The sequence below is a fragment of the Paenibacillus sp. Y951 genome (assembly GCF_056786395.1).
This window is the reverse complement of the sequence record NZ_JBXCIY010000024.1, coordinates 39,077-57,892: the sequence shown is the minus strand read 5'-3', so window position 1 is coordinate 57,892 and position 18,816 is coordinate 39,077. Positions and strand designations below refer to the sequence as shown.

The following is an 18,816-nucleotide window of genomic DNA, read 5'->3' as shown; positions in this document are numbered from 1 at the left end:
GCAAGGTCTCCCGTTCGGTACATTCGCTCGCCAGGTTCAAACGGGTTGTCCACGAACTTCTCCGCCGTCAGCTCCGGGCGGTTCAAGTATCCGCGCGTCACGCCTGCCCCAGCCACGTACATTTCCCCTACTACCCCTAGAGGAACAAGGTGTCCGTTCTTATCTAGAATCATGACCGACAACGTAGGGATCGGTTTCCCAATATTGCTGATGTTCGTCCGGATATCTTCGCCGGTTATTTCCTTGTACGTCACGTGTACAGTCGTTTCCGTAATACCATACATGTTGATCAGAAGCGCATCCGGATACGCCTTCGCCCACGGTTCCAGTTGTGCGGGAGACAGCGCTTCCCCGCCGAATATCACTTTGCGGATAAACAGATTCCGCTTCGTTTTCTTGTCGCACACTTCATGGATCAGACTGTAGAAAGCCGTAGGCGTTTGGTTCAGTATCGTCACGCGTTCGCGTTCCAACACTTCGGCGAACAACCGCGGTTCCTGTGTTGTCCGTTTCGGCACAATAACCAGCTTACCTCCATACAACAACGCGCCGTACATTTCCCATACCGAGAAATCGAAGCAGAACGAATGGAACATCGTCCAGACGTCGCTCGCGCCGAAGTCGAACAGATTGCAGTCGTTAAAGAGTAGCCGCACGACGTTACGATGCTCCACCATCGCTCCTTTCGGCTGTCCCGTCGATCCCGACGTATAGATCACGTACGCCAGATCCATCGGACCGCTTGCTGCTGGCAAGTTCGAAGTGTCGCCCGCATACAGCGACGCGTCCGCCAGGTTCAGCACGGTTCCTTCGTAATCTTGCGGTACTTCTGCGTCACCGTATACGAGCAGAAGATCGGCCCTGCTGTCTTCCAGCATGTACGCGATCCGCTCAGAAGGGTACGCCGGGTCCATTGGTAAGTACGCACCGCCGGCCTTTAGGATCGCGAGAATCCCCACGATCATTTCGACCGAGCGCTCCGTCATAATCCCCACGATTTGGTCGGTTCCTACGTCTCGTGCCCGTAGCTCATGCGCCAGTTGGTTCGCCTTCACGTTCAGCTCACCATATGTCATTCGGGTAGATTCGAATACGACCGCCACCGCTTCTGGAGTCTGCTCCGCCTGTTGCTCGAACAGCGCGTAAATCGTTTTGTCCTTAGGATACTCCGCCTTCGTGTCGTTAAAATCGTTCAACAATTTTTGTCTTTCGGCAGGAGTTAACAAATTGAGTTCATCGATTGATTGATGGGGATCATGGATAATCTGCTGAATCAGATTAGAGATATGGGAATACATCAGGGTAATATCATCGTCACTGAATAGATCGGTACGATAATCGAAGTCCAATCTCAAATGCTGTTTCGCCTTCGTATGCTTCACCCTGATCATAAGATCGTTCTCTTCGTGACCACCGAATACCAGGTCTAGTTCATATTCGAACAAATCGTTTGAAAAAATTGAAGATATTTGAAAATTCATCGCTGCACGAAACAACGGATTCGTATGATTGTAGTTTTTACGTAATTCATGAACGAGCAAGTTAAAAGGGAATTTCTGATGCTTCGCGATAATGGACTTCTTCTCAAACACAGCCTGAATAAAGGACAACACGTCTTGCTTGCCCTCGACGGTCATCCGAAATGGCACGGTACTTACAATCATGCCGAGCATTTCTTGTTCATTGGCATTTGTTCGATTAGCGTAGTACGTTCCGATCACTTGATCATTGTTCAAAGTCACTTTATGCAGGTATAAGTTCAATGCCGAAAATATCATAGTGAAAGTAGTTATCTTATGTGTATCGCAAAATCTTCTGATGTCATCATACATTTCAGGCGAAATAGAAAAAGATATTCTTTCGCCTTCCGTGCATACAGATCGCTTGCCATATAGAATATCCTGACTGTCGTAGGAAAAGGATTTGAATTCCTGTAGCCAGAATTCTCTATCTTGAACAAAACGTTCGGAATTTAAGTACTCCAATTCACTTTTGATAAATTCTATGTAAGATGGCCTCGTCTGAGTAGGAACACTTCCTCGCAATAACCCTTGGTAAATATCCATGATTTCCTTGGCGATTAATTCCATCGTATAACCATCACAAATTATATGATGTATTCGAAACAGAATTACACATTCAACTTCAGTTATTATAATTAATTCCATTTGAACTAAATCTAAGTTATCCTTAGTCATTATTTCCCTAGAATTTTCTAAGATGTATGAATCAACATCAATCATTGATCCATTAATCACTTTCAAATCCGCAACGCTAGAACTTCGAAAATATTGTTCAGGCTCATCTTCTTCAAGGACTCGGGCGCGAAGAATAGTATTTCGTTCAATTAAATGAAAGATTGCTTTTTTTAATAGCCCGTAATCTATGGAGCCTGATTGTGATCGTAATTTCAAAGAAAACAAAGGTGCACTTAATCCCGTGTTCGGCAATAATTTTTCGGTATTCCAAATTCTCTTCTGCGCGTTCGTTAATGGATATTGGGGTGAATCTAGCATAATGGATTGCCTCCTTAAATATTAAATAGCCTCTCGGCATTCGCCGAGGCAGATGGGACAAGACTTTTCGCGTACCATCTCAGATCATTTCCTCCTACCCTCGCAGGAGTCTTTTTAATTTACTCGCATATTGCATTAAGGAAAATAAAATAATTAAGAGTTTCTTGGCGAATCAACTTATCGAACCTCCGCAAAAATCGAGAGGGGGATTACCCTTACCATTCACGTGTGTGTTTCTATTGAATCCTGTGTTCGTTCCTCATGCGACTTACCAAGACTTAGTCCTCTATCATCTCCAAACCTCTTACGGCTCCGGCATCGTCTTAATTAATAAGGACTGCCCACATGCGGCGAAACTTTGAATGACTGACTTGTAAGCGCTCGCCACTTTACTTGCTGACGAATACTCCGTTCAAGGAACAGAGTATTCCAGGATTTCCAGCCCGATGCTTCGCTGCCCCCACTTCCTCCCCTTCAACAATGCTCTATTTCCAAGAGGCTATTTATAAACTGAATCTGCGCTTTCTCATAGAATAACTTGAATTTCATCCACTGTTTCTATCACTTTGATTATCAATGACCTGAATCCGTGAAATAACTTTATGAAATCAAGCGTATTCAAAAAGAAATTGGCGTTTTCATGCAGAAAACATAGGTATATCCGAATTTCAAATTTTCACCTCGGGGTGTCTATCATGAAAATCCAATTTATTCAATCAAAAGAATTATTATTAACGACTCATGCAGGTTTGACTACGGTCGGTGCACTGCTGTCTCATACTGACTTAGCGAAAAGATTAAACAATTTGAAGCTTAAAGGAAAGGAGCATCCTCTTCATTCTCATGGCGACGTGATGAAAAGCTATTTAGGCCTACTTTGCCAGGGAAAAAGCGATTTCGATCATGTCGAAGCTTTCGTAAAGATCCAAAACATGCCTGGAACTGCAAAAAGTCCCTTCTAGCCCTACCCTTCGCCAACGACTGGATGCAGCTGCATTTTTAGAAGAAAGTATTGCCTATGCCCGTCAAATTACAGACGAGCGTATTCTTGTGCGAATGGATGCTGGTAATGATAGTTTAGAAAACTTACAAACCTGTCATCCACATTCACACGTAAATCACGTAATTAAATTAAATTTACGTAATACACCTAAAGAAATATGGTTACGCATCGCCGAAGACAAAGGAATGGCTTGTCATCCTCGTGAAGGCAAAACCATGTATGTTGGCGCCATTGAATTTCCAGATGCTGGATTCGATCGACCTTTACGTCAAGTGTTTCAAGTGATAGAGCGTACCATTGATCGTGATAGACAAATGCTCCTTATCCCCGAGCTTGAGGTCAACGTATACTGGACTTCATTAAGGTGTGCACCGTGGCGTGTCATCGAGCTATACCGCGATGGAACAAGCGAACAGTTTCATAGTGAACTGAAAACAGACTTAGATCTTGAACGACTACCAGTTGGGAAGCTTGATACGAACAATCTTGTCCTACATGCAGGATGTTTAGCATATAACCTCTTACGTATCATCGGACAAGAAAGTTTAAAAGGAAGAAGATACGCCGCTGCGAAGCCAAGTGAAGCGTCGTCGTATACGAACGGTAACCAAAATATGATTTATATCGCAGCAAGGGTATCTCGCCACGCAAGGAAAACCGCATTCAACTTCGGACATTACAGTCCATGATTTTCCACAGTGAGGCGAATCTACCAAGCTTTCATATAATCCATACATTTCAATGACAGAAACGTATCTTCTAAGCCAGTCCTAGAATAGTTCTTGGCTATTTGCTGCTTGATTAGAGAGCAGGTTTTCTGATCGTCTACACTCTAAATTTTTCAAACTAGTACATAAAATTAATAAATAATGGTCTTGTGAATTAAATTCCATAATATGACTCGGTTGGAACTGTTCAAGCCAGGATCATCACGAATTCAGGAATGAGTAAACCACCCAGCACTATTCATTAATTGCTGGTAATTGTCTTTATCCTCAACGTTCCCACTAATGTTGAATTCACTTCAATATACTCCCATTCCATTATTCACTTTATTTATAAATATGAGATGGTTTATCTTCGATCAGTTAGCATCAAATAGGAGTTGTATTAATGTTCTCTTAAATCTCCATAACTTTCTTTCACATATTCATGAGTTCCGGCAAGATAAATAGACGAAAAAAGCTGACGACCACCGCCTATCACAAAGTTAATTCTGCTTGCGAAGCTGCAAAGACTCTCGCCACATCGCCGACGATGTGTTGTGCGAAGACTTCTAACGTGAGCTCAGTCTAACCTCTATCTCGGCCGTGCTACTCAGCCGGGTTAATACCGAACTGCTGCGACACGAATTCGAGCAATTGACCAAGCGGGTGTTATCACGTCAAGTTTCGTAGCAAGATCAAAATCATCGACTCTACAGCGTTCATATTGTGTCTTCAGAAATTCAAGTGTGCCGAGTTCCGCAAGATGAAGACAGACATCAAAATACATATGTGTCTGACCTCTCTCGGTGAACAAGAAGTCATTTCAGAAAAGCAGACGATAACCGTGGCCAAGAATAATGACCGTACCCAAATGAACAAACTCGTCTATGAACTGGACGTGACGCCTTTGGGACTATTGGTGTGGCATTACAAACTCAAGCATTTTTCGACATTACCCAAAAATTAACTTAAAATCACAACATTTAACTTAGAAGGATATATAATTATATAGTTACATTATATATCATTTTGTAGATATTTGGAATAATATGTTTTGTAATTTTTTTCCCTGGATCCTAATGGGCGTATGCCCACATTCCTATTGAGGGGATTTTATGGACAAAAGTAATAAGAACGCCGTTTCTTCCAGTCGATCATTTTGACCATTAGACTGTACAGATAGGGATTTCATCGATTCAGGCACGCTCAAGAAGTATTGCATTTTACAGACAAGACTTTGTATGAAGTGGACCTAGAGCTATGCAAGAAATGCGTGGTGTTACGCTATGACCCGTTTGACCTCGCGACGATTCAGGTGTGGCACGATGCTCGGTATGCCGATGCGACAGTCGTGGATTTGCCCCGTTCGTATGATCGCCGAGCCACGCCTGAGACCCCGGTGCTTACGGTGAAACCGGACGGGCAGGTCGCCTTTTTGGACCTAGCAGAGCAGAAACGGCAAGATGAGTGAGAAAACCAGGAGCTTTCCTAGGCTCCGGCGAATGAGGGGGAGGTGACATGAACGCAGCAACCAGCCCGATTCGGCAAGGGTCTGGATCCCGCGCTTTGCTATGAGCCCCATGGACTCCTGGAAGCGTCCGCCCGGCTAGATCTCATGATTCAGCACCGGTCGCTTGGTGTGCTTACCGGCGAAGTGGGCGGCGGTAAGTCGCCCCTCATCCGAAAGCTATTCGCCTCCGATCCCATGACCTATCTGCCGATTTATCTATGTTATGCTGCACTCAAGCCGCGCAAATTCTACGGAGGTTTGTTGCAAGCAGTCGGCGTGGAACCGTCTACACCGTCTCGCGGGCGCGAAAACTCTGGCAACCCGCTCCGCTCCTGGTGAGCGCACTATGGTCTGCGTGATTGGCGAAGCGCACGAGATGAGTGAAGCCATGCTGCTCAATCTGCGTTTCGCACTCAATTACAACATGCATTCCGCCGCACTATTTCCCTTAAGTCTCGTCGGTAAGCCGGAGCTTCGCAAGAAACTACGGCTCAAGAAGTATGAGGCGACGGTCCAACCCGTTGGCATGCAGTACCATCTAGGCGTCTAGGCGGTATGAGCAAGGAGGAAACGAGCGCCTACATCCGGTACCATATGACCGTAAGTCGGATGGAGAAGCCTGTCTTTGCTGAAAGCGCACTAAGCCAAATCTTCGCTGCAAGCCAAGGACTTCCGCGTGTGGTAAACCAAATCTGCATGAAGATTCTGCTTGATGCCTCAACCCGAAATCTGGAGGTGATTGAAGAGGCGGACGTTGTCCGTGTGCTTGCCGACATGGATCGGTAGCGGGGTGTCACCACTTGATTGAACGTATCCCCATCACCCCCAATGGTTGGCGTATAACGTTCCTTATTCACATGGAGTGGCATACGCCTTCTCTTTTGATCGGTGTTAGACTTATTACTATGCTGGCGGGTTGGCGTTACACTTTTTCCGTCATTGTGGTTGATTTCCACGCCGTCATTTCACGTGAGAGGCAACACCGTCCTCCTAGTCAGTGCCGCTACTGTATATATCTTAACTTATCATGACTTATGCAAATCTCCCCAACAATTGTAAAGCGGACCTTTAGTCGATTAACTGCAAAAATAAAAAAACTAAACAAATAATAGTCGCTCAAACAATTGCGGAGGATACCTTTTTAAACAGGTATATCTCACAGGATTTTGGGTGTTTTCTTTGAAACCTCTTTTAGAGTAACCGCGTTTTCGGAAGCTCATGTCCTTTGCAACTTTTATTTTTGAATTTTGGCCGTCGCAGCTTGCTATGTATTGGTGGCCGGTTTATTCAAGCATGGTTTTTCACAATTACCAGTTAATCTCGTGAACTGCATAAGTCATGTATGCTAGATGTTAAATTTTCAATATCCCAAAAATGAATATATTCAGGGAATTTATCATTCATAGCGCATACAGATAGACTGTATTCAGGAGCAATATCATATTGACGAAAATAATATTGTGGAAAATCGGAATAACCGGGATCTAAATTAATTTGATCGTTAAATAGCGAGAATGAGAAGGTATTAAGTTGAAGCGCTAGTCCACGACCATCGGCTTTGATTAATGCTTCTTTTAACGTCCATAATGAATAAAAGTAGTTGGTTCTTTGAAAATATGGTAAAGAAGATAAATCAGCATATTCAGTAGAGGTAAAAAAACTCCTCGCAATGTCCAAATCAATAGTTCGTTGCTCTTCAATATCAATCCCTACAGGTTCATCGTCTATAACCAGTAACACCCAAACTCCAGAATGAGTTAAGTTGAAGTGCCATGATGAATCTTTTAAATAGGGTTTTCCATAGGAGTTTACAGCCAGTTTTAAAGTGAAATCTCGATTAGTAATACGCATCAATCTGCACATCACGACTCTTGAGAGTATATCTGCAATTAATGAATGAAATTTGTCTTCGAATCGGTGGAATTTATTAATCTTGGCTCTTTTAATAGGTGAAACATATACAAGCAGTTTATCTAACAACACTTGGTCAGTAATGAATGATAAATGAATGGCATGAATCTCCATTTTTAGTCGCACTCCCTTAATTTAGATATAAGAATTTAATTTCCAGTATACAACTATCCGCCTGTCAAGCCAATCGAATTTGAAGGTGAAACCTTGTTAGAGGTAAACAAGGACTTGTCTGTAAACTAAAGAATAATGTAGTATGATTTGAGAAAAACGAATGGATCAACGAGCATGATTCAAAGACGGTATGAAATAAACGAAGAACAGTGGGAACAAATTAAGGGCATATCCCCCCTATCAAACAGGACGTCCGTCAAAATGAAGTAATCGCACGATGTATAATGCCATTCTTTGGATGGCCCGAAGTAGTGCAGCTTGGCGAGATTTGCCGGAAGAACGTTATGGTTCATGCAAAACGGCCTAGCTTCACAAGAACCTCCTCTTTACTGCGTAACTCGAACATATCAATGATGCTGAGCAAATAGAGGAATCGCTTAACCTACTGACATAGCCGTACTTAATATCAATATTCATTTGCCATAGTTGGTTTAGAACCCGTAACGACAAAGGTTCATCGGCAGACTACGCGGATTCGTCTGAACCCCCTGACTTGGTTTTTGAAGAATGCCTAACTCGTCACAAAGTTGGTATACTTTCTTTTTTCTAGTTTCACGTTGTGTTGTCACGTATGCATAGCACGAGTAGTTAGTACCCGTAAACATACTCTTCGCCTTCAAATGAGCTCCAACAACCATACTTTGATCCGTTCGGCGTATACTCGTTCACCCTCAAACGTATGAGAGTAGGACTGCCACGCCGACTTCTCGATGTGGCGTTCAGGTGGTGAAGACACATCTCTTTTCTTCCGGCCATAATACGTAGAAATAGAGATGCCTATGATGTGCAGATCCAATGCAGCTGATTCTCCCCGCTTAATAAATAGGCCCTTTTTACCGAACACTTTAACCCCCTTTTCATTCCGTTGCTCCACTTCCTGTGGTCTCCGCATTTCCTGTAGATGTTCATCAGCCACTAGAATCTCCTCTGCTGGTATGAAGTCAAGGTTGTCTCTTATCCAATTACGAATGGTTTAGGGTGGATGTCATACATGCGCGCTATCACCAGCCAATGCTTCTTAACTATTTTAAGCTATGTATCTTTGCTCAGCCTCTTCCCTACACTGGATCACTCTATAAATTCTATTATAAATTATATAGCCTCACGGAATTAGGAGAGCTAAAAATGGAGGTCGAATGAAAAATGCGCACATGAGAGCTGGAAGAACTGGAAGAACTGGAAGTTGAAAACCAGTTTCAAAAAGAGGCGGACTTCACCAATTGTTGAAGATGACGTTTTAAAAATTAATGTGCAGAATGAAAAAAACGTGGTTTCAACGTATCCCACTCGTTTTTCCGGCTCACATACCAAGCTTCCATGTGCTGGCAGATCATAATGCCATAGAGTCGCATGTACCACATCATAGTGGAACGATGCCTGCCAGATTCGAGCTTGTAGTCAATCTTCTCCCGCTTGTTCGAACGTTCAATGAATGATCGTCGTTTGTAAATCAGCTTCCATTGCTGCGAATCACGAGGCGTTCTGGTAAACAGCCTTGGATCATCTTTGGCTTTGGTGTAGAAGGTCCGACCGTACTTTACTTTCGAACAGCCACAACCGGTGTGCTTTCTTTTCTGAATAGACCGCATCGCCAATGACGATTTTGATTTCCATCCCTGTACATTGACTTTTTTCGACGAGTTATTTTAAATACTTTCCATCATTTTTTTCGCCCGTTGTCACTAGCACAGCTATAATGATTCGTTCATCGCTCATGGCGATATGTGTTTTGTATCCGAAGAAAGAAGGGTCCGCTGTTTTCTGGCCGACACGTGTCTCTAAATCTGCCGAATAGTGCAGCTGTTCGTCATAGTCCTCTACGATCTCTTTCAAAATATTCAGCTTTTCTTTTACCGCTGGGATATGGACAAACTTTGGTTCGTCTTCAATCACTTCAATGACTTCTTCACAGTAAGCTAGTTCATCTTTTATTTCGTTAGAAATTGGTTTGGGATGGGATTTATCTTTCATAGATTCATCAATTTTGTAGACAGCTTTTCGAACATTCCTTGATTTTTCTTGTAAAAATTCTTTCGGTGATTTCTGGTTATAACTTGCTTTTGTATGCGTGGCGTCCACAATGATGGTTTTACTTTTGAGAATTTCTTTTTCCAATACGATTTCAACTGTTTTTTCGATAAGCATATCCAATAAACGTACATCTTTAAGACGAAGCCTGTGGAATTTTGTGAGCGAACTTGAATCGATAACTGGATCTTCTGGTGCCATATCTAAGAAGTATTTAAAAGACATATCATATTTTGAACGTTCAACAATGTCTACAACTGATACATCAAAAATAGCTTTTAACAATAAATACTAAAACATACGGATCGGAGAAATCGCATTACGTCCGTTATCTAAACAATACTTGGTCTTTAATTCTTCTAAAATAAATGTAAAGTCCACAAGTTCATTAATTTGACGAAGCATATTATCTTGAGGCACGACGATATCGTAAATTCATGAATGGACTTAAGTTGAGTGTTAATTGGTTTGAAATCATCTAGAGCACCATCTGCATTTAGTAACTCTATTATAAATGAAAAAAACGAGGTATGCGACGATTGAATCGGCGCATACCTCGCTAAGTAGATTATATAGACTTTTTCAGTGCCCTCGTATGTAGCAAAGAGAATTCAACTATCTTTAATACTAACTTACCATTTATTGGCCCTCTCTTCCGGCATCGCATGAATTGACAATCGAATCACACCGTTTAGCCAAGTCTGCAATGATTTTAAGTTGGTCAATTGTCTTTTTATTGGGAACTAATTTAAAATGATCAGGGATTATTGGTAAATCGTATATGTTCCATTTCTTGTACTTATCATCATAGGCATCTGGTTCTGCTAATCCAATTAAATGCCCTATTGCCCAAGTAATAATATACTGTTCGCCTTCAAAATATGAACGGTTATTTTTCGCCTTGGGGTCTATTGCAGCTGCAATATTACGTCCCATATCCGGTTTTTCCGCAATAATTAATGTCTTCAACAGATTATAGCTCCTTAATTAATATATCTATTCAAAGATGCGAACGAAAACTGCAAATAAAAAAGGCCCGAGTTACTTGCTCTGGACCATTTAAAGTGGTAATTTCTTATTTCCCATTATTATATCATCTGCATGTTGGCAATTAAATATCAATTCCTTAAGGTAATCTGCACGGGATTTCGTACAGAATGAGCTTGATACCTTCTGCTTCACTTTCAACATACGCAAATCACTCTCTGCTTGATTATTATCAAACGGAATGTGTGCTTCCCAAAGAAACAGAAAAATCGACGTTTTTGAAGAAGGAGTCGCTTACTCTTTACCGGTCGGCCTCTTGGCCTTGTCTTAGAACGAACTTCTCGCTCTACTATTCGACCTTTACGTTGTAATAAGGTGATCGTAGTGATCCATGGACGCATGGATTCATACTTAGACAAGGAGGTACTGTTTTGACATGAATATTCGACCAACTTCCAAATCTCTTGAAACAGTTTTTTCATCTGCTTTGCCCATTAATAACCGACATACTCTGCAATGGATTGACTTTAGCGAATTAAATGGCCGTTACAAAGCACATAATCAAAGACTTAATGATCCTTGAAGTAGGAGTACAAGTAGTCGTGAATGAAGAAGTACTAAAACTTAGATGGCACGTGATATTCTATTAGGAACCATTGACATCATAAAAAAGATCCTGACGTCGATCCCAATCATCTAACGAATCAATAAAAACAGTGTACATTTTAAAGTTAGCATTTATAATAAAACACATTAATGACGAGGACAATCTGTTAATCCATTCTACCAAAGCTAGCATATCAGCAAGTATTAAAGAACTTAGGATAGTTCAAAGTAAGTCACTTAAAGGAAACTGCTACGATAATGCAATAATATAGAGCTTCATTGGATTCTCAAAACCCTAGTTTTTATATACACAAGAATTTGAAAGTAACGAGCAATTCAAGAAATGTTTAATCAATATATCACCTACTACAATAACAAACTAATGTTTTATTTATCAATTATCTCTTCAATTAGTTGAATTGTTTCAGTGGATAAGACTATTTCGACACTTTTAGTATTTTCAATAATTTGTTTAGGATCCTTAGCTCCTGTAATTGCAGAACTAACGTTATTTAATCGCAGAATCCTAGCTAAAACCAGTTGAGACATCGTAATTCCTAAAGAGCTTGCTATTTCTATTATCTTTTTTACCTTCTCTATATTTGAATCATTGATAATACCTTTAAGAAACATATTAGATTGATAATTTCCAGCACGATATGACTCAGGAATATTGACGCTAGAACTGTATTTACCTGTTAAAAGCTCCTGTGCAAGCGGGAATAAACAAGTTGACTGATTCCTAGCAACTCGGAATAATATCCTTTTCGATCGAACGTTCAAATAAATTGTATTTCGGCCGATTAGATATCATTCGTCTCATTCTATTGCTGTCAGATACAACTATGTAGTCAACATTTAATCTTTTTAAACTGGCGTTGCATTGCTCAATAATGTGTTTCCTAGATAAACCTTGCTCATTTGGGCTAGACCCCATTGGGAAGAAAACCTTTGTACCTATAACCAGGGATTCTCGTTTATATTCTTTCAATACGTTGCCTAGTACTTCTTCTGCCAATCCACTGCCAAATAAATTCACGGTATCAAAATAATTGATTCCCTCATTTATAGCTGTCGATATACATAGTTATGTTTTCTTAAAATCCAGTGCTGCTCCATACTTTAACCAACTTCCTAATGATACCTCGCTAATTTTTAAGCCACTGTTTCCGACCGTTCTATATTTCATCTGGCGCCCGCCCCTCATCAATAGCGAAAAATAGATCATTATAAGTGATTTTACCGTCGAACCAAATGTTGAATTCCTTATAAAAATCATCTGCGTTATCGGAACAGTGTATTAAATTATCCACTAATCTTTGCTCTTGGGCAGCAAGTTCAAAACTGTCTTTACTGAATCTCCCACGTATGGTATCAGGACCTGCTTTGCTTGGGTCTGAGGCACCTACCATATCCTTCATCTTCTGGATCACATTTTCACCTTTGAATAATAGTATAAGAACTTCGTTTCCATCATATTTCATCTTTAATTTCTGTTTGACCTGATCTCCCATTCTTACAATAAGACTACTACAATGATTGTATATCATGTCCTTGTTTACGATTACCCTTTTACCTGCTACAAGAGTGGCATCTACCGAAGTATTAATTAATTTCAAAATTTCAGATTGATGATTATCATTTAAACAATCGGGTTTCAGCATGACTAAGGTTATTTCTTCCATAATATCTCCTTGTATTCAGTTGATGTGTTTTATTAACTAACAACGTTACAACGGCACCTGAATTATCCTGAATTTTTGACCCACTGCAGTGGAGTCGGAATTGAAACTCAAATAGGGTCTAATCAAAGTAAAACTTACACTAAAAGTAAAAAACAATTTTAAAAAAGTAAAATTTGATGCACTTCATCAGGATCTATTTTAAGACCATACTTTGATACTATTTCAGCAATATTCAAATGTTGTTTAGAGACATCAATAAGATGAATAAAAAACAGACCTGCAGCGAACGCATCGTACTGCGCTCTATGTGGATGATAATTTGTAAGACTTTGTAAAGTCGTTCCGAGATTAAATCGATCAATCAAGGACTCGGCTTTATGTATCCTTTGATTTGGAAAAATAATTTTTGACATTTTTAAAGTATCTATAACCCCTAACGGAGAAAGATTGGGGCATTTCCGCTTAAGCAATGTCCAATCAACTCTCGCATTATGCGCCACCAAAATACTATCTTGAACGATATTCTCAATGTTACTGGTTATAACATCAATTTTTGGAGACTTTTCCAGATCACGATCACTTATAGAGTGTTTTGTCCACGGAAATCGCTTTATTCTTCTTCCTGGATTGACAGTTGAACTTAATTTATCTTCTAATAATAAATTTGATTTGATACGTACAAATGATAACTCAACGATTTCTTCAAAATCTTTATCCTGCCCTCCTGTTCCTTCCAAATCAAATGAAATTACCTTATTCTCTTTAAGCAAGACATTCAAATATTCAACCGTATTTTCATTCATCTTCATTTATTACTCCTTTTTTAAATTCTTCTCTCTTTTCATCATACCACTTTTGTTGAGCTTGACTCGAATTAAACCCAACATCACCTCTACCATGTTGATCTTTAAAATGAGGAAGATTGATATCCCACATTTGATAACCAAACATATGTTGTAAGTAATATCTTCGCTCTTCACCCAAGGCATTTGTCCACACGTGTCCATCCTCAATCAAGACACTAGGATCACACCCTAAATACTCCATTTCTTTTATCAATTGGTAGATATTCGGTGCAATGTAGGCACTCGCACAACGCTCTCTCTGTTCATTCGGACAGATGTCACATAGTTCATTTACTCCCCAATGTCCGTTGTAATCGGGTAAATCATGAACGAATGTCGCCCCACACGATGTCTTTCTAAATAACGGAGTTTTAATACCTGATTGTTTATGCATCATTATAACCTTTTGGTCAAGATCATAAGGCATAATCTTTCTTCTTTGAAATGATTCATAGGGTATTTCGACACCCACACTTTCGAAATATTTCGAGTTTTCTTCCCGGCTATAGTAGCCTGTAAAGACAATTGCGTCGCACAGATCGCCAATTTGGAGAACGTGTTTCATTGTTTCATCACTATCGTTCCATCCGATGACCAATGGTCTCCAGTATAAGATAACTTTTGTTCTTCTCTTGTACATATTTGCGATTTTAATCGATTCTACCGTAATACCCGTTGCTTGAATAGGCTCTATTTTAGTATCGGTTATTCCTGAGTATGTAAAATACAGAACAACTTTAATATTTTTTAATTCTTCTAAAAAATCCATATCTTCTTTTGTGACCTTATATCGTGTGATAATAGTAATTAAATTCTTAAGTCCTTTAATATCCAACTCTTTAAGTATATAAAAGGTATGCTCTTTTACCGCTGGAAGAAAAGGATCCGTTGCTTTGTTAAATAGTTGAATAGGAGTTTTATGCGGGATAAAGTACTTATGGGATATCAGAGAGTAAATCGCTGTATTATCATCACATATCATTCTAGGTACCTTCTCATCGAAATTCCCCCAAAAATGTCTGACGCAATACCCGCAATTTAAAGGACATCCAATTACATGATTTAAGCTTAGCCCTGTTTTTCGATAATTAATATAATCCAACATATAGGAAGAGGTACCACTTCTTTCTTCTGCTGAAAGTAACTTCAAACTATATTTACCTACCAATTTAGCATTAATCGCTACCATTTTAATATCCTCCATTTGTTGAAATTTTATTTAATGATATATTTGGGCATTTTGCAAAATTACGATTTCATCTTTAAGTGATACTGAATATCAGGAGTTGGCACTGACCTTATTTCTTCAAATTAAGTATAATCCAACATTTTGATCTTTTTTGTAATATGGCCGCAGATAATCTACCAACTCGCTTATTAGTTCAATCTACCTACCTTTACACCACAATTTTGAAATCGTGCAGGCAACATCCTATTTCACCATAGCTTTTATCCTAGTATTGATTTTTAGAAATTCATAAATGAGGACATCAAATTCCTCTCGCATTGATCCACCTCTTTAATAAATTTGTACCTTATTATCCCATATTATCTAATGATACGTCGATAAAAACTTAAAATCGACAAACGACTGTATTAAACTATCCTGGCCTGGCCTTTCGTATTATGAGATAAACCAGTGCTTTTTATTTGACCTCTTTTTCATTTGTATAGAGAATTAAGTTTGCATTGTCGAACGTTCCTCCGCGTGGGAATTGACTCCGGGGCTATAATGTCCCCTACCATGATAGATGCTGGTTTTGTACGAAAGAGCCGTATATCGAGTGATGTTACCACATGTAGTTAATTATTAAATTACACAAAAAAAGGTACCTCCTCATTAATTGTACTTAACCCCGAATAGTAGACGCTATTAAAAAGGTATACTATTCGGGGTTTTGTCTGTTTAAAAACCCCATTATACTAATAATCAGTAAATAGAAACGGGGAATAAGTCAATATGAGTAAAATTATCTTTAGCGAATATCAACAACGTATGTTAGAAAATAATTCAAATGTTTCTTCGGTATCAGATCGTGCAATACAATATACCGCTGCATTCAAAATAAAAGCTGTTAAACAAAACCTAGATGGTATGGGTCCCATGCAGATTTTTATGGACAATGGATTGACCTAAACATCATTGGGTTGAAGAAAGTACAAAGTACACTTGATCGATGGAAAACAACATATAAAACATATGGAGAAACAGGATTTCTAGAGGAACGTCGTGGTAAAGGTGGTAACGGACGTCCCACATCCAAGTAACTTACGGTTGAGAAAAAACTTGAAAAAGCAGAAGCACATATTCAATATTTAGAGGCTGAATTAACGTTTCTAAAAAATTTGACGAACTCGAAAGGCAGGCGAGCAAGAGACGATCTTGAAACCATACGAAAAGTATCAAGTCATAAATGAAGTGATTCGTCTCTTCCAACTAAAAAACATCACAAGTTATCTATGAAAACAAGCAGGTGTACGCCGTATTGTTTACTATAAATGGATTCAAAATATCGAAAAGCATAGTCTTCGTGATGAACAGTACTATCAAGATTATCTTTTATTAAAATCTATGTATGACGCTTCGAATGGTAAAATCGGCTATCGCGGATATTATATGGAGTTATCAGACAAGTTTGATGTACCTATGAACCATTAGAAAATACTTCGCTTAATGCATAAGTATCATTTATTGTCTAAAGTAAGGCGTGCTAATCCTTATCGAAACCTTGCTAAGGCAACTGCTGTACATCGTAGTATGTCGAATCATCTAGACCGTCAATTCATACAAGATGAGGTCTCTAAAGTGTTCTTAACGGATATTACTTACCTTCCATACCTTGGAGGACAAACTGCATATCTTTCTTGTGTAAAAGATGTAGCTACAAGGGAAATTGTCGCTTACAAGATATCTACAAATCTATGGATGGACTTTGTATAAGACACGCTAAAGCATGTACAAGAAGCACTAGATGGTAACATTCATTCAGAAGCAATCATCCATTCTGATCAAGGATTTCACTATACTCATCCTCAGTAACAATATCGTGTCAAAGAGACGGGATTGTTGCAGTCCATGTCACGTCGTAGAAACTGTTTAGATAACGCTAAATGGAATCATTCTTTGGTCATTTAAAAGATGAAGTAGATTATAAGACAATGCAATTTTCATCATCTTTATTTTTGTTCTCACTTCTTTAGGGAAGACTTTGTCATGTATATAGGTTTCAATAGCAGCTTCACACTCTTTGATGCGATAAATAAATCCCGGGCTTGAATCTAAAAGTTCTGAATTTTTCATGAGAGAGATTACGTACAGAAACTCTTGAATTTCATCATCATCAGTTAAAAATCGAGTTGTTTCTCCTGTTTTTGTTGATTTATTAACTATTGTGATTATTGGATGTTCTTCATCTTTACCTATTTCTATATGTTTATTTTCTGTAGAAGTAGATGCAGCAACCTCTTGATTATGTTCAACTAATCGCACCCATGTATTAAAACCTTCTGAGTCGATATTTATGCCTTCCCAAGAGAAAGACTTCTCAATCTCTTGATAACGAAACAAATCATCTAATGGCAGCTTCGTAGCCTCTCCTATAACCATATACCATTGATTAGGTATATTAGGAATACGAGAGTTAGGCTTTAACAATAATTTTGTGACGTGGTATAGAATCCCTTCGAACTCATTGGTGAAATATATCAGTCGGTATACATGGTTATCAGATAATGTTAGTCTTACATCGGGTACCAATACATCTTTCTCGTACCTTTCATCTATATCAGAAATAAGTTCTTCCCATTTGCTATGTCTTGATAGAAAGGGCAAAGCTCCTTTTTCGGCATGACTAAGTGCGAGAGCATTATGTTCTTTATGTAATGCAATTTGATTTTCATTAAAAAGAAAGTAACTCTTAATATTTAATGATTTTTAATAAAGTTGCTTTTTAACTAAATATTGCTGGTAAGCGTCTGATTTAGTTCCTGTAATATAATCAAAACTCCAGAGTTCGCCATTTGGCCATTCCACAATAAAATCAGGAACATATTTCAGTTCTTTGCGATATAAGTATCCATCCATAATGTTTGCTTGATACCGAAACAAACTATGATTTAATTGATTTCGTATTGCACTCTTTCCAATTCGATGAAGTTGACTATTTTGAAAGGGTTTATCGCGTAAACTTCTCTTGTAATTTTCCGATGCGGTACATTCTTCAGTGCTTTTATGCTTAAAGTGGCATACTTTTTCATTGCTAAGAACTATAGTAGTGACGGACTGGCAGCATTTACATTGAAATAATCCTTTTTTTGAGCTTTCTCCATATTTTGATCGTAAGGAATGTTCAATTTGATCCCAGGTCAATCCTGTTAATTGTAAATTCATTTTTTCTTGTTCAAGATTAATTTCATTCGTTAACAGCCAAGATATTTCCATCGTATCACGACCTTTCTAATCAAAAAATGGTACTATGATCCAATTATATCATTCTATGAAGATTTTGAATCGATAAATAGAGCGGAAATAGAATCAACTGATTAGTAACAACACTACATTTAATTAATTCATGACTATAAAATAAGAAGCTACAGAACTGGACGAAGTAAATCCAATAATGTCGCTTCTTTATACTTCCACTCCTAAAAGGGTTAACCATGTATTGAATTTCACTTACTTTTACTTGCTTTGCGTTTAGATAGAAATAAACTAAAGATAATACCTACTATTGCTGAAACTATTATTTTCATAAAGATAGTAAACAATGTACAAGAAGCATCATTATGTGCAATTATTACTCCAAAATCTCTTATCAGAAGCATTTCAACTACTTATGCTAATC

General features: G+C 39.0%; 17 protein-coding genes and 5 pseudogenes. 10 read left to right on the top strand and 12 right to left on the bottom strand.

The features are described from left to right. The coding region (locus AC1TPB_RS22440) for a non-ribosomal peptide synthetase (RefSeq protein WP_482078521.1) at positions 1-2,516 on the bottom strand (2,516 nt) is incomplete at its 3' end. 695 nt (positions 2,517-3,211) lie between these two features. Here AC1TPB_RS22440 and AC1TPB_RS22435 point away from each other — a divergent pair. From AC1TPB_RS22435 to AC1TPB_RS22410, 6 genes are all read left to right on the top strand, one after another. Beyond that, positions 3,212-3,478: a hypothetical protein gene (locus AC1TPB_RS22435; RefSeq protein ID WP_482078520.1), complete on the top strand. Its 267-nt coding sequence runs from the start codon at positions 3,212-3,214 to the stop codon at positions 3,476-3,478. Further along, positions 3,453-4,208: a transposase gene (locus tag AC1TPB_RS22430; protein ID WP_482078524.1), complete on the top strand. Its 756-nt coding sequence runs from the start codon at positions 3,453-3,455 to the stop codon at positions 4,206-4,208. The genes AC1TPB_RS22435 and AC1TPB_RS22430 overlap by 26 nt, the downstream gene beginning before the upstream one ends. A gap of 1,264 nt (positions 4,209-5,472) precedes the next feature. After that, positions 5,473-5,697, top strand: coding sequence for a hypothetical protein (locus tag AC1TPB_RS22425; RefSeq protein ID WP_482078523.1), 225 nt, complete (start codon positions 5,473-5,475; stop codon positions 5,695-5,697). Positions 5,698-5,841: 144 nt separating this feature from the next. Next, positions 5,842-6,075, top strand: a complete 234-nt coding sequence (locus AC1TPB_RS22420) for an AAA family ATPase (protein WP_482078519.1) — start codon at positions 5,842-5,844, stop codon at positions 6,073-6,075. A gap of 7 nt (positions 6,076-6,082) precedes the next feature. After that, positions 6,083-6,286, top strand: a complete 204-nt coding sequence (locus tag AC1TPB_RS22415; protein ID WP_482078518.1) for a hypothetical protein — start codon at positions 6,083-6,085, stop codon at positions 6,284-6,286. A gap of 5 nt (positions 6,287-6,291) precedes the next feature. After that, positions 6,292-6,522 (top strand): hypothetical protein, encoded by a 231-nt coding sequence (locus tag AC1TPB_RS22410; RefSeq protein WP_482078517.1) that lies wholly within the window; start codon positions 6,292-6,294, stop codon positions 6,520-6,522. A gap of 528 nt (positions 6,523-7,050) precedes the next feature. On the opposite strand, the gene AC1TPB_RS22405 is transcribed toward AC1TPB_RS22410, so the two are convergent. Further along, positions 7,051-7,761: a 4'-phosphopantetheinyl transferase family protein gene (locus AC1TPB_RS22405; RefSeq protein ID WP_482078516.1), complete on the bottom strand. Its 711-nt coding sequence runs from the start codon at positions 7,759-7,761 to the stop codon at positions 7,051-7,053. A 174-nt stretch (positions 7,762-7,935) separates the two neighbouring features. Between AC1TPB_RS22405 and AC1TPB_RS22400 the strand changes: the two are divergent. Beyond that, a pseudogene (locus AC1TPB_RS22400) lies at positions 7,936-8,122 on the top strand (transposase); the annotation flags it as partial. A 315-nt stretch (positions 8,123-8,437) separates the two neighbouring features. Here the strand turns inward: AC1TPB_RS22400 and AC1TPB_RS22395 are convergent. Next, positions 8,438-8,713, bottom strand: coding sequence for a hypothetical protein (locus tag AC1TPB_RS22395; protein ID WP_482078515.1), 276 nt, complete (start codon positions 8,711-8,713; stop codon positions 8,438-8,440). 364 nt (positions 8,714-9,077) lie between these two features. Here AC1TPB_RS22395 and AC1TPB_RS22390 point away from each other — a divergent pair, with 364 nt between their 5' ends. Further along, a complete protein-coding gene (locus AC1TPB_RS22390; protein WP_482078514.1) occupies positions 9,078-9,257 on the top strand; it encodes a hypothetical protein in 180 nt (59 codons plus the stop codon). Between the two features lie 133 nt (positions 9,258-9,390). Here AC1TPB_RS22390 and AC1TPB_RS22385 read toward each other — a convergent pair. The 3 pseudogenes from AC1TPB_RS22385 to AC1TPB_RS22375 all read right to left on the bottom strand — a co-directional run. After that, a pseudogene (locus AC1TPB_RS22385) lies at positions 9,391-10,327 on the bottom strand (transposase); the annotation flags it as partial. Between the two features lie 164 nt (positions 10,328-10,491). Continuing rightward, positions 10,492-10,818, bottom strand: a pseudogene (locus tag AC1TPB_RS22380) (toprim domain-containing protein); the annotation flags it as partial. Positions 10,819-11,004: 186 nt separating this feature from the next. Next, positions 11,005-11,106 (bottom strand): annotated as a pseudogene (locus tag AC1TPB_RS22375) (IS66 family transposase); the annotation flags it as partial. Between the two features lie 166 nt (positions 11,107-11,272). On the opposite strand from AC1TPB_RS22375, the gene AC1TPB_RS22370 reads away from it, so the two are divergent. Continuing rightward, entirely contained in the window at positions 11,273-11,419 is a 147-nt protein-coding gene (locus AC1TPB_RS22370; protein ID WP_482078513.1) for a hypothetical protein, read from the top strand. A 410-nt stretch (positions 11,420-11,829) separates the two neighbouring features. On the opposite strand, the gene AC1TPB_RS22365 is transcribed toward AC1TPB_RS22370, so the two are convergent. From AC1TPB_RS22365 to AC1TPB_RS22345, 5 genes are all read right to left on the bottom strand, one after another. Further along, positions 11,830-12,225 (bottom strand): aldo/keto reductase, encoded by a 396-nt coding sequence (locus AC1TPB_RS22365; RefSeq protein ID WP_482078512.1) that lies wholly within the window; start codon positions 12,223-12,225, stop codon positions 11,830-11,832. Beyond that, positions 12,185-12,481: an aldo/keto reductase gene (locus AC1TPB_RS22360; protein ID WP_482078511.1), complete on the bottom strand. Its 297-nt coding sequence runs from the start codon at positions 12,479-12,481 to the stop codon at positions 12,185-12,187. Before AC1TPB_RS22360 ends, AC1TPB_RS22365 begins: the two co-directional genes overlap by 41 nt. A 139-nt stretch (positions 12,482-12,620) precedes the next feature. Next, the gene (locus tag AC1TPB_RS22355) at positions 12,621-13,127 is read right to left on the bottom strand and encodes a nucleoside-diphosphate kinase (RefSeq protein ID WP_482078510.1); all 507 of its coding nucleotides are present in this window, start codon (positions 13,125-13,127) and stop codon (positions 12,621-12,623) included. 158 nt (positions 13,128-13,285) lie between these two features. Further along, entirely contained in the window at positions 13,286-13,936 is a 651-nt protein-coding gene (locus tag AC1TPB_RS22350) for a 3'-5' exonuclease (RefSeq protein ID WP_482078509.1), read from the bottom strand. Further along, positions 13,923-15,176, bottom strand: coding sequence for a hypothetical protein (locus AC1TPB_RS22345; protein WP_482078508.1), 1,254 nt, complete (start codon positions 15,174-15,176; stop codon positions 13,923-13,925). The genes AC1TPB_RS22350 and AC1TPB_RS22345 overlap by 14 nt, the downstream gene beginning before the upstream one ends. A 756-nt stretch (positions 15,177-15,932) precedes the next feature. On the opposite strand from AC1TPB_RS22345, the pseudogene AC1TPB_RS22340 reads away from it, so the two are divergent. Continuing rightward, a pseudogene (locus AC1TPB_RS22340) lies at positions 15,933-17,128 on the top strand (IS3 family transposase); the annotation flags it as partial. Positions 17,129-17,906: 778 nt separating this feature from the next. Here AC1TPB_RS22340 and AC1TPB_RS22335 read toward each other — a convergent pair. Beyond that, entirely contained in the window at positions 17,907-18,413 is a 507-nt protein-coding gene (locus AC1TPB_RS22335; RefSeq protein ID WP_482078507.1) for a competence protein CoiA family protein, read from the bottom strand. Positions 18,414-18,816 lie beyond the last annotated feature (403 nt).

Coding starts and splice junctions, on each gene's coding strand:
- AC1TPB_RS22415 (WP_482078518.1), top strand. CDS start 6,083: ATGGTCTGCGTGATTGGCGAAGCGCACGAGATGAGTGAAGCCATGCTG.
- AC1TPB_RS22335 (WP_482078507.1), bottom strand. CDS start 18,413: ATGGAAATATCTTGGCTGTTAACGAATGAAATTAATCTTGAACAAGAA.
- AC1TPB_RS22370 (WP_482078513.1), top strand. CDS start 11,273: ATGAATATTCGACCAACTTCCAAATCTCTTGAAACAGTTTTTTCATCT.
- AC1TPB_RS22345 (WP_482078508.1), bottom strand. CDS start 15,176: ATGGAGGATATTAAAATGGTAGCGATTAATGCTAAATTGGTAGGTAAA.
- AC1TPB_RS22395 (WP_482078515.1), bottom strand. CDS start 8,713: ATGCGGAGACCACAGGAAGTGGAGCAACGGAATGAAAAGGGGGTTAAA.
- AC1TPB_RS22435 (WP_482078520.1), top strand. CDS start 3,212: ATGAAAATCCAATTTATTCAATCAAAAGAATTATTATTAACGACTCAT.
- AC1TPB_RS22405 (WP_482078516.1), bottom strand. CDS start 7,761: ATGGAGATTCATGCCATTCATTTATCATTCATTACTGACCAAGTGTTG.
- AC1TPB_RS22350 (WP_482078509.1), bottom strand. CDS start 13,936: ATGAAGATGAATGAAAATACGGTTGAATATTTGAATGTCTTGCTTAAA.
- AC1TPB_RS22355 (WP_482078510.1), bottom strand. CDS start 13,127: ATGGAAGAAATAACCTTAGTCATGCTGAAACCCGATTGTTTAAATGAT.
- AC1TPB_RS22390 (WP_482078514.1), top strand. CDS start 9,078: ATGAAAAAAACGTGGTTTCAACGTATCCCACTCGTTTTTCCGGCTCAC.
- AC1TPB_RS22420 (WP_482078519.1), top strand. CDS start 5,842: ATGATTCAGCACCGGTCGCTTGGTGTGCTTACCGGCGAAGTGGGCGGC.
- AC1TPB_RS22410 (WP_482078517.1), top strand. CDS start 6,292: ATGAGCAAGGAGGAAACGAGCGCCTACATCCGGTACCATATGACCGTA.